This window comes from Streptomyces sp. NPDC027663 (assembly GCF_055566415.1).
Genome location: NZ_JBVHSK010000021.1, coordinates 49,841 through 62,576 on the forward strand (window position 1 = coordinate 49,841; position 12,736 = coordinate 62,576).

Sequence of the window (12,736 nt, forward strand, 5' to 3'; positions counted from 1 at the left end):
GGGCCGGCCTCTTCGGAGGCTGCTCCCGATGAAGGCCTGGTCCGACGCTACGGGGGAAAGCGCCGAACCAGGCCTCAGCCCACAGTGCCACAGCAGCCGAGGGTGCGCTCCGGCTGCGGGCGAATCCGATTCAGGTTGGCGAGTTTGCAATCCCTGGTCCCCGCGTGAGAGAGGCCGTTCCGTCGGCCGGGGCGTCCGCGGGAGCGCCGACCGGTCCTCTGGTCCCGGGGGGTGCACTTCGTCGGACGCAACCGCCACCTACTGAGTTGCTCCGGCGCGCTTGAGAGGATCGGGGGATGGCGGAATCACCTCTGCAGATCAATGCCCTCATCGTCGATGCCACGGACCCCGAGCGGCTCGCTGCGTTCTGGTCCGAGCTGCTCGGGCGGCCGGTCGTGGGCCGTATGGGCCCGTACGTCTGGCTGCGGCGGGATCACGGCCTGGGGCTGGGCTTCCAGCACACCACCGAACCCAAGTCGGGCAAGAACCGCATGCACTTCGACATCACCTCTCCCGATCCAGCCGCCGAGCAGCAACGTGTCGAGATGCTCGGCGGGCGCAGGCTGGCGCAGTACGCCGACGGTGGGTTCCTGGTGATGGCGGACCCTGAAGGCAACGAGTTCTGCATCATCCCTGAGGGTCCCTTCGAGCTCGATGACGAGGGGCACGCGAACTACCTCGGCTGATGATCAAGGCGGCCTACTCGCCGGCCGCATCGGCCGCCGGCGATGGCGTCGCGCTGTCCGCGGCACGGCGGGCACGGATGATGCCCCATCCCACCAGCGCCGCGGCCAACACCGTGAGCGAGGCCGGCCCAGGTGACCGCCTCGCGGAATTCCGTGGTCCGGTGAGTGCTCCAGCTCGACGTGGCGGTGTCGCCGGTGAAGAGCGCCGCGACGATGGTCCCGCTGACAGTGATGCCGATTCCGGTGGTGACCTCGCTGGCGGTGTCCACCAGCGCCGCTCCGATGGCGGTGCGATCGGCCGGGAGGCCACGCATCACATTGGTCCCGGCGACGACGCCCACGACGCGCATACCGGCGGCGACGAGCACGAGCGCGAGGGCGACCCACACGTACCCGAAGCGGCCCAGCAGCCCGTAGACGGCGAGCCCACACACGACAGCTCCGGCGCTGAACCATGCGGCCTTGTCGAGACGGACGCGCGTGACCAGCGGACCGATGACAGCACCGCCGGCGATGAGTACGACGACCTGCGGCAACATTCCCATAGCCGCTTGAGCGGGTGTCCAGCCCCAATCGAGCTGGAACTGCAGGGTCACGAGGTAGCCGAGGCCGGCGGTGGCAAGTCCTGCGGCGGCCTTGAACGCCAGACCGCTCGACACGAGTGGGCGAGCGACGAGTTCGAGGTCGAGCAGCGGATAGCGGGCAGAACGCTCGCGGACGACGAACAGCGTTGCCATCACGATGGCTGCTGCCGTGGTCAGCCACGGGAGCAGCGATGCAGCGCCCGCATCTACGAACAGCGTCGGTGCGACCAGCGCCAGCACGATCGTGGCCGTGCCGAGCAGGGCACCCGCGCCATCGATCGGGTCGTGGTGCAGCTCGTCCGCCCTGTCCGCGGGAATGCCGCGTCGAATGCCGATGAACGCGAGTGCGGCGATCGGCACGTTCACCAGCAGCAGCACCTGCCACGGAGCGAACGAGAGCACGAAGCCACCCGCCGTGGGTCCGATCGCGAGTCCGACCAGGCCTACGGTCGAGATCAGCGTCGTCGCACGGACGCGAAGTCCGTCTTCGTCGTACAGGCGGAACGCCAAGGCGAGGGAGCCTGGCGTCGTCATCGCTGCCGCGACGCCCATCGCCGCGCGGACGGCGATGAGCTGCTCCGCCGTGGTGACGAACACGGTTGCCAGACTTGCCCCACCCAGCAGTACCAGCCCGACCAGCATGACCTTGCGCCGGCCGACCCGGTCCGCCAGCGCGCCCAGGGCCGGCATCAGCCCGCCGAACACGACGGCATACACGCCCGTGACCCACTGCAGCGCAGTCGTCGACGCCGGCAACTCCCGGCCGATGGTCGGCAATGCGACGTTGAGGTTCGAGTTGTCGAGCATCTCGAACAGAAACACCGCTGACAGCCCTGCGAGGGCTACCCCCGCTTCACGGAGGGAGCGCGGCGAACGAGAGGCTTCGGCGGGAGCGCCGGCATTCTCGACAACTCCATTACGACGGATATCCACTGCGCACTCCTTCGACGTGAAGAAGTGGCGGCCCGTCCGGTACCGCGTATGCGCGTGTGACCCCTGCTCCATCAACCGGCGTCGATGCCCAGCAGTGATCACACGTTTTTACTTCCGGTGCTCTGACAGTACACCCGCCCCACAGATCACGTCGCGGCGCTCCGCCGCTACGGAGCCTCGCGATACGCCGCCGAGATACGTCCGTGCGCCTCCAGTTGCACGAGTGCCCGCCCCAGCCAGGCGTGGGTCACCACCCTGTCGCGTCGGCCGCCCACAGGGGATCGGCGCGGACGCACGAGTTCGAACCGGACCGTGGGAAGCCCGCTGTACGCTCGGCGCCGCGGTGGCCGGACCCTGCAAGGCAGTCAGGAATCTGCCAGACGCTCGGCTACGTCCATCTCCTCAACGGTCACTTCGCTGGGCCGGGACTCCTCCAGCCGCCAACGAGTGATCACTTCGTCCGGCCCCGGCATCTGACCGGCGGACAGGGCGCTGTCGATGCGGTCGCGCACGACATGCTCCGCTGCTGCTTCGGCATGGAACAGCGTTCGTAGAAGCACCTGTTCCCCGGCCCGCTCGGCGTGCGTATGGTGAGACGCCAGTGGGCACGGCGGGGGGTGCTCCCAGTGCCCGCACAGTGCCGCAGTGATGGCCGCCCCGAGCACTCGCAGGTCTGCGTCCGGCTCCATGAGGATGATCGCCTCGTGGGCGAATACGCGTCGCACTCGAGCAGTATGCCCCGAGCCGACACCCAGACGGCCGCCCCGATCAGATTCCCAGGGACGTGACGAAGCCTTGCCGGGGTCTGCCCGGGGTGGGGCGTCTTCGAGTTCCACCACTCCCTTGATGTAATAATCACTATAGATGTTCGCCTATTACCTACGAGGGGGAAGTCTTGCCGTTCGCGCACACGGCCGAGGCCGTACGGGCATGGGTTCACGGTTGGTCCGTTTCGCGCGGTGCAGCCGAACCTGTGCCTTGTGCCTGTGGTTTCACCGTCGACGTGGGCCTACCCGGACACGTCATGCGCCACGTTCTGCACTCTGCGGACGAAGCGACCGTCCACAAAATCACCAAGCAGGCCGCCACACCCGGTGTCTGGTTGAAGGCCTTCGTCCCACCGGAAAGACTCGAACCCTGGCTCGCACCTGGCTGGCATCTCGCCGGCGGACCCGGCTACCTGATGTCCGCCTCCCTGTCCGTCGTCCCCACCCGGGTCCGGGGCACAGTCCCCGACGGTTATCGGCTGAACACCTGGACACGTGCTGGCGTCACCCGCGCTCTGGTGCGCGCTGCCGACGGCGCTTTCGCCGCGCGCGGCCAGATCGCTGTCACCGGACACACCGCCGTCGTCGACCAGGTGGAGACAGACCCGGCCCACCAGCGCCGCGGCCTGGGACGCCTGGTGATGCGCAGGCTCACCGACGCTGCCGCAGAGCAGGGCGCCACGGCAGGCGTGCTGGGCGCGACACCAGAGGGCCGTGCCCTGTACGAGATGACGGGATGGCGCGTACTGGCCCCGTTGACCGGCGCCCTGCGGGGTCCGGACCCGGCCGAAGACTGACAGGTCCCGGGCGTGCCGGGGCCCGGGCCCGGGCCCCGGCACGGGCCCGGCCGGCTCATATCGGAAGCCAGACGGCCGGCGGAATCGTCCTGACGACGATCGGCGAGCGCCGGTTCCCCTGCCACAACGGACTGAAGTGCTCGTCCCTTCGAGCGGTAGGCCGTTGTGGCGTTTGCGGATGGTGGATGGCGGATGGCGGAAAACGCGGGCACAAGTGATCGGGCGGGCATGAGCGCCGCCGTAGCAGGAACTCGTCCAGTCACAGCTCGTTATGTCACATGCAGGAGGGACCATCTGTGTCGCAGGTCGAAGAATCCATCGAGGTCAACGTCCCCGTAAGGGCCGCCTACAACCAGTGGACCCAGTTCGAGGACTTCCCCCAGTTCATGGACGGTGTCGAGCGTATCGAGCAGCGCAGCGACACTCTCACCCACTGGGTGACGAAGATCGGCGGGACCCAGCGCGAGTTCGACGCGGAGATCACCGAGCAGATTCCCGACGAGCGGGTCGCCTGGACCACTGTCAGCGGCGAGGCCAAGCAGGCCGGTGTCGTCACCTTCCACTACATCGACGACACCACCACCAAGATCATGCTGCAGCTCGAGTACGAGCCCGAGGGTCTGGCCGAGACCGTCGGTGACAAGCTCGGCTTCGTCAAGAGGCAGGCCACCGGGGACCTGAAGCGGTTCAAGGAGTTCATCGAGTCCCGCGGCGGCAACGAAACCGGTGCCTGGCGCGGCGAGGTCTGATCCGTTGACCAGCAGAAAAGCCGGCTGATAGCGCAAGTGCCGGGGAGCGGGCCGGGGTATTGCCGGTCCGGCTCCCCGGCGCGGTGCGCTCCCAGCGGTACCTCTGCCTTACCAAGTGAGTCCGCGAACGCCAAAGTTGGCGGTGTCGCTCAGCCGGCTGGCGAGCTGTGAAGGCGCACCAAGCTCTCCGCGCTGGTTCGCAGGACCGGAGAGCGGCAGGGCGGCGAGCAGCTCCCGGTCGGTCCGGTGGGAAGCGCCAACTCCCGGCCGCCTGCCGGGGACCGGGCTCGGAGCTGCAGGCGGTCGCCGGTAGGCTGCCGCGGTGCGCACGGTCGAGTTCCTGTTGGATGAGGCGGCAGATCTGGCGGTCCGGGAGGCCTGGCGGCGGCTCGCGGACGCGGGGCTACCCAGTCAGGCGCGCCACCGCTCACCGGCCAACAGCCCGCACCTCACCCTGGCCGCCTGCCCGGAGCTGACCACCCCGATCCGCTGGGAGCTCGCCGAGGTGGCCGCCGCGCTGCCGCTGCCGGTGCGGTTCACCGGTGTGGTCCGCTTCGAGCGTCCCACCTCGGTGCTGGCCTGGGCACTGGACCTCGACCCCGCGCTGGCCGGCTTGCACCGCCGCGTGTGGGAGGCGGTGGCCTCGGACAGCCCGCCCCAGACCCTCAGCCCTTTCCACGAACCTGAGCGCTGGAGCCCGCACATCACCCTCGGCCGGACCCGGCGGCCCGGAGCCTTCACCGACCGGCGGATCCCTGAACTGCTGCCGACGCCACCGCTGTCGGCCTGCCTGACCACCCTGCGCAGCTACGACACCCAGACCGGTGCACTGGAGGTGCTGGAGCCCCGCCTCTGATACGCCCCCGACGTCGGAGCCGTCGCGGGTGCGGCGATCGTACCGATCCCGTGGACGGTCAGAGGGCTGGAGGCCAAGAGGGGAAGTACCGCACGACCTGGATCAACTACGCCTCGCCGGCGGCGGTGCACTCCTGCAGCGCCATGGACACGCCCTACACCTCTTACCGGCTGCACTGGTTTCCATATGAGCTCACGCGATGCGTAAAGCTCACCCGCAGCACGGTGAGTACGCGCGCAATGTTCGGCAACTACAAGTTGCGGCCCCCGTTCCCGCGCCTGCAGCCTTCCCTGGACTCCGTCACGGACCTCACCCCGGGAAACCTGGATCCCCGGCGCTGGGGTATCACGGCCATCCACAGGTGCAGCGTCTGCGACCGCCCCATCGGGCAGGCCGGACTCCGGCAGATGTGGATCTCACTGCGCGTGCCCACTGACGTATAGCCCCTACTGGTGAACGCCTGCTCATCGGCGTGTGTCGCCGCATTGCCCAGCGGTGCGCGCGACTACATTCCCACGCCGCACAAGGCCGGCCGAGTTGCCCAGCCGCCGTCCGACTGGGACTGACCGGCCGGGCATTTACACGACGCGCTGTGCGGAGTCGCCACTGTGCGCGGACGGAACTGGGTGCAGTCCGTCCGCTGCCCTGCGGTCACGACGAGGGACAGGGGGCGGCGGCCGTCGCCGTTCAGGTGCCGCTGGTGATGATCAGGACAGTGAGCGGCAGCAGGCAGCTCGCGCGGGCGGATGCGACGTCGAGGGCTGGCGCTACTGCTTGGAGCTCAGACGTCATCTGCATTGGTGGCGCGGGCAGCGCGGAAACTCGTTGGTGGACAGGGGCGGGGCCGGTTGAATGCCCCCGTGAAGGACTACTGGACGCCTGCCCATTTTGCGGTGGAGCACGAGGATGCCGAGACGTTGGCCCGCCTGCTGGCAGCCGGGGCTGATCCCAACGAGGTGCAGGGCGACTCCACCCTCCTGACGCACGCCGTTGACGTCGAGGGCGACAGCACGCTGCAGAGCGGACGCCCGCTGACCGTGCACACCACTGCCATCCTGCTGGCCTTCGGTGCCGACCCTCAGCTCGCAGATCCCACGGGTGCCACGCCCATGGACGTGGCCGAGGAATACGACCACACCTTGGCCATGGAGCTGTTGCGTCGACACATCGACTGACAAGTCGGCGCAGGCACATGAAGGGGCGGGCTATGGCTGTGAAAGCCAGAAAGTGCTCGGCTCTGCGCTCATAGCGTCGGTATCCCTCATTGCCGGCGCAGCCCGCCACGTCGCTGCCCTTGTGCTCGGTCTCGCAGCGACCTGGTGGCAGCCGACTGAGCCCGGTGTTGGGCGCGATACTTCTCGAATGGCCAACAGTGCACGGTCGATAGGCGGCGGCATCGTTCTGGCGGTCCGATCCATGGCACAGTGATCATGTTGAACTGTCGTGGTGGGGGAAAGACGTGAAGCGACATCTCAGGTGGGCAGTGGGTGCGGCTGTGGTCCCGGTGATGCTGGGCGGCTGCGGCGGCAGCGGAGAGAGTACAACTTCAGCATCGCAGGATCGGGGGAAGGCAGCCGTTACCTCAGGGCCTTACCGGCTGGAAATGCCCAAGGCGGTACTGAAGGGGACCTTCACTGAGGCCGATCACTCCGAGCCCGATGCGAACATCGCCTCGATGCTCTCCGGCCAGATCGAGAACGGCGCCTCTGCGTTCGCCGCCTATCAGCCCGCCGACCGCAAGTCGGAGACTTCGGGGCCCGTGCTGTCGGTCACCGGGGTGTACGGAACCGTGCTCAGCCCGGTCACGGCCCGCGACGAGTTCCTGAAGATCGTCGACAGCCGGACCATCGGCACGGACGTTCGCTCCACCGTGATCATCGGCCCGCGTACGATCACCCCTCCGGGCTCCTCGGAGCCGGTCTCTTGCCGGATCGTTCGGAAGACCGATGAGTTCGGAACGACCTGGGCACCGGACTGCTCCTGGGCGGACGGATCGGCCGTTGTCGACGTAACCCAGACCGTGGACTTCGGTAGACCTCCTGCCGCATTCGACCTCGAGGCCTTCGCGGCCAAGACAGCGACCATCCGCAACGAGGTCCGCGCCCCCCTGGCGCCGTAAACGCTGTCGAGCGATGCATCAACCGGCTCAAGCAGCGGCGCGGCATGGCCCTGCGAACGGACATGCTCGCCACCGCCTACCGGACCGCACTTCACCTCGCCGCCATCCTCATCCGGGCCCGCGGATGATCGAAACGACGACATGTCGAGGGATACCGGTCAGAGAGGATCGAGGAGCATCAGGACTTCATCCCGGGTGTCGTCGGGCGTGAAGCGGAGGGCTCCGGGCCAGCGGCCCACCTCACGCCATCCGAGGCGGCCGTAGAAGTCCTCCAGCCCCTCTTCGCCCCGGGCCGCAAGACGGAGCTGTTCAAGCCCCAGCTCGTCACGGGCGACCTTCCGTAGCTCTTGCATGAGAGCGGAGCCGATACCACGCCCGCGGAGGCTCGGATGGGTTTGGAGGTGACGGACCGTACCCCAGTGCGCGACGAGCCGAAAGGGATCACGGTCGAGGACACCCCATCCGGCAAGAGCGTCGTCAAGTGTCGCGATGATGAGTCGGCTGTGCGACGGGTGGAGGCTGCCGAGGAGTTCGTCCGCGACTGGAGCGACGTCGTCGTCATGGACGGGCGGGAAGGGGAACCCTGCAGCACCACCCGAGTTCGTGACTGCGACCCAGCAGTCGACAAGCTGTCGCCTCAGTCCGGGGGTGACCTCGTGCACCCCGGCGATCTGGGTGAGGTCGGGCATGATCTCCTGCTTCATGCGGGGGAGCCTCTCAGGTGGTGCTGACATCGAGGCGGGTCGGCCATCCAGCCTTGCCGACTCGACGCATCAAAGAGACAGTCCCCGGCCTCCGCGACGGCCCATCTCCGCCTGGCCGCAGCTCTTTCCGCCACGCTCTTCACCGGCGCCGCCTTCCAGCAGCTCGTCACCGCGCGCCCCGATGACTACGACCACGCCGCGTCGACCTGACTCGGTCACGTCCGTAAGTGTCTGATGCTTCGGACCTTTCGTGGTCGACCTCCTCTGCGCGAAGTCGGGATGGCGATTACCTTGATGGAATCTGCTGTGAACCCGTCAGAGGTGGATGATGAGACCGAGGGTCCTGACCCACGAGGTGAAGGGCGAGGGGCCGCCGGTCGTCCTGGTGCCTGGCGGGCTCACCGGATGGGTGTCGTGGACGCCACTCGCGGACGCCCTGTCGGCGAGACGGCGGACCGTCAGGGTGCAGCCGATCCACAATGAGCTCGGCTCGGCCGGCGAGCGCGGGGACGCCGGATACACCGCAGCGGTCGAGTGTGAATCGCTGCTCATGACGGTGAACGCCCTCGGGGTCGAGACGGCCGACTTCACGGGGTGGTCGAGCGGCGGTCGTGCCCTCATCGAGTTCGCCCTGGCTCATCCGGAACGGGTGAGGACGCTGACGCTCGTGGAGCCCGCGGCGTACTGGATCCTCGACGGCCTCGGCGAGTCCACCCCCGGGGTCGCCCGATTGAACCAGTTCCTGCATGCACTGGCCGGACAGGACGTGAGCGAGGATGACCTGGCCGAGTTCCTCGAACTCGCCGGACTCGCGCCGTCGAAGGACGAGGCCCGCGACAACCCCGCCTGGCCGCGCTGGGTCCCGCACCGGATGGCCCTGTCCTGGAGTTCGGAGCAGGCCGACCGGCCCGACCGCGATGTCGCCGAACTCGCCGACATCCGGTGCCCTGTCCTCCTGGTCCACGGCTCCGCGACCACCGACTGGCTCAAGCGGGTCGTCGCCGTCCTCGACGAACGGCTGCCCGATACCCGGGTTCTCGAACTGCCCGGCGACCACGCCTGCCACCTTGAGAACCCGGACGCATTCCTCGCTGCGTTGGAGCGGCACCTCGCTGCGTGAGCCGAGGTCGAGCGCCGCACGGCGCCGGGAGGCACGTCAGCCAGCTCGGCGAGCTGGGCGGCGAGGGCGCGGACGCCAGCGCTGGGCGAGTACCCAGAAGCTGTCGTTGGTTTCACCCCCACATGGCAGGCGCCTGCTCCGCGATGAGGGGCTCAAGCGGTCAGAGGGAGAACACTGGGTGGTCGTTCCAGCCGCTGCCTGGGGCCTGGTCCCACCAGTTGCTCCAGATTTTGCCGCCCGTGCCCGTCCAGAAGACATCGAGGTGGGTGTTGGTGCGGGCGACGGCTGTGATGCCGGTACCAGGTGCGGGCCGATCAGGGAAGAAAGTCCCGATGGGGAACGGAGCGTGGTCGTGCCAGCTGCCGGGGGCACCCTCCCACCAGGTGCTCCAGATCTGGCCGTCGCTGCTCGCCCAGAAGACATCCAGACGACCTGGGGCAGAGGCCACCGCGGCGACTGTGGTGTTGTGAGCCGCCGGGCCGCGCTCGTCGATAGCGATGGGGAACGGGGTGTGCCAGCTGAGGCGAACTCGGCAAGACCTTCGCCATCGGCCTCGGCTGCGAGATCCGCCATGCCCACCGGCCCGTCTACTCCGACGGCCCCGACCTGGCCAATGCCTCGGCCGCCACCCATCGGCATGGGCTGCCGCGTCTGCGAACGCCTCGACTGCCCCCAGCGCGCCGCGCCGCCCCTCGGCCATCCACTGCGGATCGACCAGAACACCAGCACCTTCGTGCCGTACCCCGTGACAGACGACATGACCTGACCCGGCCGGCGCTCGTCTCTTCTCTGCGCAACCATCCGGCCAGGGCACATCTGCAACCCGCCACGCCGAACACAGGCATGATCCCGCCGCTCCAGGCTCCGGCTCAGGCATCCCCTTCGTGCTGGTCAGAGGCCCGCGTCGGCGTCCGTCGCGAGCCGTCTGCGGCGAGGAGGGGTAGGAGTGGAGTGATGACCGGAGCGGGGCCGGGGTCGTACTGGTCACCGACATGCCCGCGGGAAGCCTCGGATGGTGAAGCCGACGGCGCGTCCCGCTGGCCCTCCCGGCTTCCGCACGCCATCGTGAATAGGGCAGCTGACCTGCAGGAAGGCCGCTTCACCCGATCGTCGCTGTCAGGTGGGCACGCCGGCGTGGTCAGCAGGTGGAAGGAGTCAGTGCGATGACTTGGGCGGAACAGCGTCCAAACCGACCGGGCCATCCGGAGGAAGCCGCATCGGGCCCGAGCGGCTTGATGGATCTGCTGGGAGTCGCTGCGGTGCTGCTGGAGGCCGACGGGCGGATCGACATGTGGAGCCCGCAGGCCGAGCAGCTCTTCGGCTACACCGGCACCGAGGCGCTCGGGCACTACGCAGCCCCGCTCCTCCTGCACCCGGAACACCAGGATGCGGCGATCATGCTGTTTGCTCAGGTGATGGAGACCGGCCGGGGCTGGGCCGGCGCCTTCCCCATCCGGCACAAGGACGGCAGTACCCGGATGGTTGAGTTCCGCAACATGCGACTGACGGACAACGTCGGTGACCATTACGCTCTGGGGCTGGCGACCGACCGGTCCACGTTGCGGGAGGTGGAGCGCAACGTGGCTCTGTCCACTCGGCTGGTCACCCAGGCGCCGATCGGGGTGGCGATCCTGGACACCGATCTCCGGTACCTGGCGGTCAACCCGGCCCTGGCAGCGATGCACGGCGTCCCTGTGGCCGACCACGTCGGACGCAGATTCGACGAGATCCTGCCCGGTGTGTCCTTCCGGGCCGCGGAGGCCGAGATGCGGCAGGTGCTGGTGTCGGGAATCCCCGTGGTGGATCAGCAGGTGGTGGGCCGTACGGCCGCCTGCCAGGGAAGCGAGCATGCCTGGGCGGTGTCGTTGTACCGGCTGGAGGACCAGCACGGGAGCGTGCTGGGCATCGCCAACGTGGTGGTCGACGTCACCGACCGGTACGAGGCAGCCAGAAGGGCCGACCGGGCCCAGCAGCGCCTGCGCCTGGTGGCCAAGGGCTCGGCCCGTATCGGCACCACCCTGGAGGTGGAGCGGACCGCGCAGGAGCTGGCCGAGGTCGTCGTACCCGACCTGGCCGACATGGTCGCCGTGGACCTCCTGGACTCGATCTTGCAGACGGGCCGCACGGACATGGGCGAGGGCCCGGCGCTGTTCCGCGTCCTGGCGGTGAAGACGGCGTACCCCACCGACGCCGCCCGAGCGATCGTGCCGCCCGGCCGGCTCGCCACCTACCATGCCGACCACCCGGCGGCTCACGTCGTCCGCACCCGCAAGCCCCACCTGATCAGCCACCTGGAGAGCGGCGACCACGGTCGGATCGCCGCCGACGCCGAGGGCGCCCGCCTGCTCGCCGAGGCCGGTGTGCACACCGACCTGGCGGTCCCCCTCATCGCGCGGGAGAAGGTCATCGGTGTCATGGGTCTGGCCCGCGCCGCCAATCCTCTGCCCTTTGACGAGGACGACGTCGCCCTCGCCTGCGAACTCGCCGCGACCGCGGCGCTGAGCATCGACAACGCAGTCCTTCATCATCACATCCGCAGCGCTGCCGAGACCCTCCAGCGCAGCCTGCTCCCACAGGTCTCGCCCCGGCACCCTGGGCTGGAGGTTGCCGCCCGCTACCTGCCGGCCCAAGCGTTCAGCGAGGTCGGCGGCGACTGGTACGACGTCATCACACTCGGGGGAGACCGCACGGCCCTCACGGTCGGCGACGTCATGGGCAGTGGCATCGAGGCCGCCACCACGATGGGCCGGCTGCGCACCGCCACCTCGACCCTCGCCAGCCTCGACCTCGACCCTGCCCGGATCCTCACGCACCTCGACGAGATCATCCTCGGCCTGGACCCGTACATCGCCACTTGCGTGTACGCGATCTACGACCCCCACCACGCCCGCTTGCAGGTGGCCTCCGCCGGCCATCTGCCCCCGGTCCTGACGGGACCCGGCAGAGCACCGGAGCTTCTCGATCTCCCCACGGGCGCCCCGCTCGGTGTGGGGGGTGTCCCCTTCGAGACCACCACCCTCGATCTGAAACCCGGTGATCAACTGGTGTTCTACACCGACGGATTGGTTGAGACCCGCAACAACCCCATCGACGAACGCCTGGACGACCTCCTTCGTCTCCTGACGCGGCCGGACCACTCCGCGGAAGACACCTGCGACCGGCTGCTGCAACAACTCCGGCACCCCGGCGGCCACGACGACGTCGCCCTGCTCGTCGCACGGGCACAACGACAGCCAACGACCCGCAGGACTGAACGGTGACGACTCCGCCCGGCGGACCGCGGAAACCATGGGGGAGCTGATGGCAGTTGTCCGGTTCGCGGCCGGCGGCACGGAGGCTGGGCGGAGGCTGGGAAGCACAAGGCACTGGTGCGGCGGTGGCGGCCGCAGACCGTCCCTCCCTCCCGCGACGCACCCCTTGG

The 12,736-nt window shown here is 68.7% G+C and carries 12 protein-coding genes and 2 pseudogenes; 10 read left to right on the forward strand and 4 right to left on the reverse strand.

Annotated features, from left to right (window positions below):
* The first annotated feature begins 296 nt into the window (after positions 1-296).
* Positions 297-686, forward strand: coding sequence for a VOC family protein (locus tag ACZ4SF_RS34780; protein ID WP_468392491.1), 390 nt, complete (start codon positions 297-299; stop codon positions 684-686).
* Here ACZ4SF_RS34780 and ACZ4SF_RS34785 read toward each other — a convergent pair.
* Together ACZ4SF_RS34785 and ACZ4SF_RS34790 are read right to left on the reverse strand one after the other, a co-directional pair.
* On the reverse strand, positions 674-2,203 hold the full coding sequence (locus ACZ4SF_RS34785; protein WP_468392493.1) for an MFS transporter: 1,530 nt from the start codon (positions 2,201-2,203) through the stop codon (positions 674-676). The two genes, ACZ4SF_RS34780 and ACZ4SF_RS34785, sit on opposite strands and share 13 nt — an antisense overlap.
* 365 nt (positions 2,204-2,568) lie before the next feature.
* Positions 2,569-2,928, reverse strand: coding sequence for a hypothetical protein (locus tag ACZ4SF_RS34790; RefSeq protein ID WP_468392494.1), 360 nt, complete (start codon positions 2,926-2,928; stop codon positions 2,569-2,571).
* A 299-nt stretch (positions 2,929-3,227) separates the two neighbouring features.
* On the opposite strand from ACZ4SF_RS34790, the gene ACZ4SF_RS34795 reads away from it, so the two are divergent.
* The 6 genes and pseudogenes from ACZ4SF_RS34795 to ACZ4SF_RS34820 form a co-directional block, all read left to right on the forward strand.
* Positions 3,228-3,767 (forward strand): GNAT family N-acetyltransferase, encoded by a 540-nt coding sequence (locus ACZ4SF_RS34795; protein WP_468392495.1) that lies wholly within the window; start codon positions 3,228-3,230, stop codon positions 3,765-3,767.
* A 296-nt stretch (positions 3,768-4,063) separates the two neighbouring features.
* The gene (locus ACZ4SF_RS34800; protein WP_468392497.1) at positions 4,064-4,516 is read left to right on the forward strand and encodes an SRPBCC family protein; all 453 of its coding nucleotides are present in this window, start codon (positions 4,064-4,066) and stop codon (positions 4,514-4,516) included.
* A gap of 322 nt (positions 4,517-4,838) precedes the next feature.
* A complete protein-coding gene (locus ACZ4SF_RS34805; RefSeq protein WP_468392499.1) occupies positions 4,839-5,372 on the forward strand; it encodes a 2'-5' RNA ligase family protein in 534 nt (177 codons plus the stop codon).
* A gap of 860 nt (positions 5,373-6,232) precedes the next feature.
* The gene (locus tag ACZ4SF_RS34810) at positions 6,233-6,547 is read left to right on the forward strand and encodes an ankyrin repeat domain-containing protein (protein WP_468392501.1); all 315 of its coding nucleotides are present in this window, start codon (positions 6,233-6,235) and stop codon (positions 6,545-6,547) included.
* A gap of 308 nt (positions 6,548-6,855) precedes the next feature.
* Complete coding sequence (locus ACZ4SF_RS34815) at positions 6,856-7,491, forward strand: hypothetical protein (RefSeq protein ID WP_468392503.1); 636 nt, start codon at positions 6,856-6,858, stop codon at positions 7,489-7,491.
* Positions 7,467-7,619: pseudogene (locus tag ACZ4SF_RS34820) on the forward strand (IS5/IS1182 family transposase); the annotation flags it as partial. The gene ACZ4SF_RS34815 and the pseudogene ACZ4SF_RS34820, both read left to right, overlap by 25 nt.
* A gap of 30 nt (positions 7,620-7,649) precedes the next feature.
* On the opposite strand, the gene ACZ4SF_RS34825 reads toward ACZ4SF_RS34820, so the two are convergent.
* Positions 7,650-8,195, reverse strand: a complete 546-nt coding sequence (locus ACZ4SF_RS34825; protein WP_468392505.1) for a GNAT family N-acetyltransferase — start codon at positions 8,193-8,195, stop codon at positions 7,650-7,652.
* 328 nt (positions 8,196-8,523) lie between these two features.
* Between ACZ4SF_RS34825 and ACZ4SF_RS34830 the strand changes: the two genes are divergently transcribed.
* Positions 8,524-9,315: an alpha/beta fold hydrolase gene (locus tag ACZ4SF_RS34830; protein WP_468392507.1), complete on the forward strand. Its 792-nt coding sequence runs from the start codon at positions 8,524-8,526 to the stop codon at positions 9,313-9,315.
* A gap of 160 nt (positions 9,316-9,475) precedes the next feature.
* Here ACZ4SF_RS34830 and ACZ4SF_RS34835 read toward each other — a convergent pair whose 3' ends face one another.
* Positions 9,476-9,763 carry a hypothetical protein gene (locus ACZ4SF_RS34835; protein WP_468392509.1) on the reverse strand — a complete coding sequence of 96 codons (288 nt, stop codon included), beginning with the start codon at positions 9,761-9,763 and terminating at the stop codon, positions 9,476-9,478.
* A gap of 74 nt (positions 9,764-9,837) precedes the next feature.
* On the opposite strand from ACZ4SF_RS34835, the pseudogene ACZ4SF_RS34840 reads away from it, so the two are divergent.
* Positions 9,838-10,081: pseudogene (locus ACZ4SF_RS34840) on the forward strand (short-chain fatty acyl-CoA regulator family protein); the annotation flags it as partial.
* A 469-nt stretch (positions 10,082-10,550) separates the two neighbouring features.
* The gene (locus tag ACZ4SF_RS34845) at positions 10,551-12,575 is read left to right on the forward strand and encodes a SpoIIE family protein phosphatase (RefSeq protein ID WP_468392511.1); all 2,025 of its coding nucleotides are present in this window, start codon (positions 10,551-10,553) and stop codon (positions 12,573-12,575) included.
* Positions 12,576-12,736: the final 161 nt, after the last annotated feature.

Bases quoted from the DNA above. Each gene is read 5' to 3' on its own strand.
- ACZ4SF_RS34780 (WP_468392491.1), top strand. From the start codon at position 297: ATGGCGGAATCACCTCTGCAGATCAATGCCCTCATCGTCGATGCCACG.
- ACZ4SF_RS34795 (WP_468392495.1), top strand. From the start codon at position 3,228: ATGCGCCACGTTCTGCACTCTGCGGACGAAGCGACCGTCCACAAAATC.
- ACZ4SF_RS34825 (WP_468392505.1), bottom strand. From the start codon at position 8,195: ATGAAGCAGGAGATCATGCCCGACCTCACCCAGATCGCCGGGGTGCAC.
- ACZ4SF_RS34830 (WP_468392507.1), top strand. From the start codon at position 8,524: ATGAGACCGAGGGTCCTGACCCACGAGGTGAAGGGCGAGGGGCCGCCG.
- ACZ4SF_RS34845 (WP_468392511.1), top strand. From the start codon at position 10,551: ATGGATCTGCTGGGAGTCGCTGCGGTGCTGCTGGAGGCCGACGGGCGG.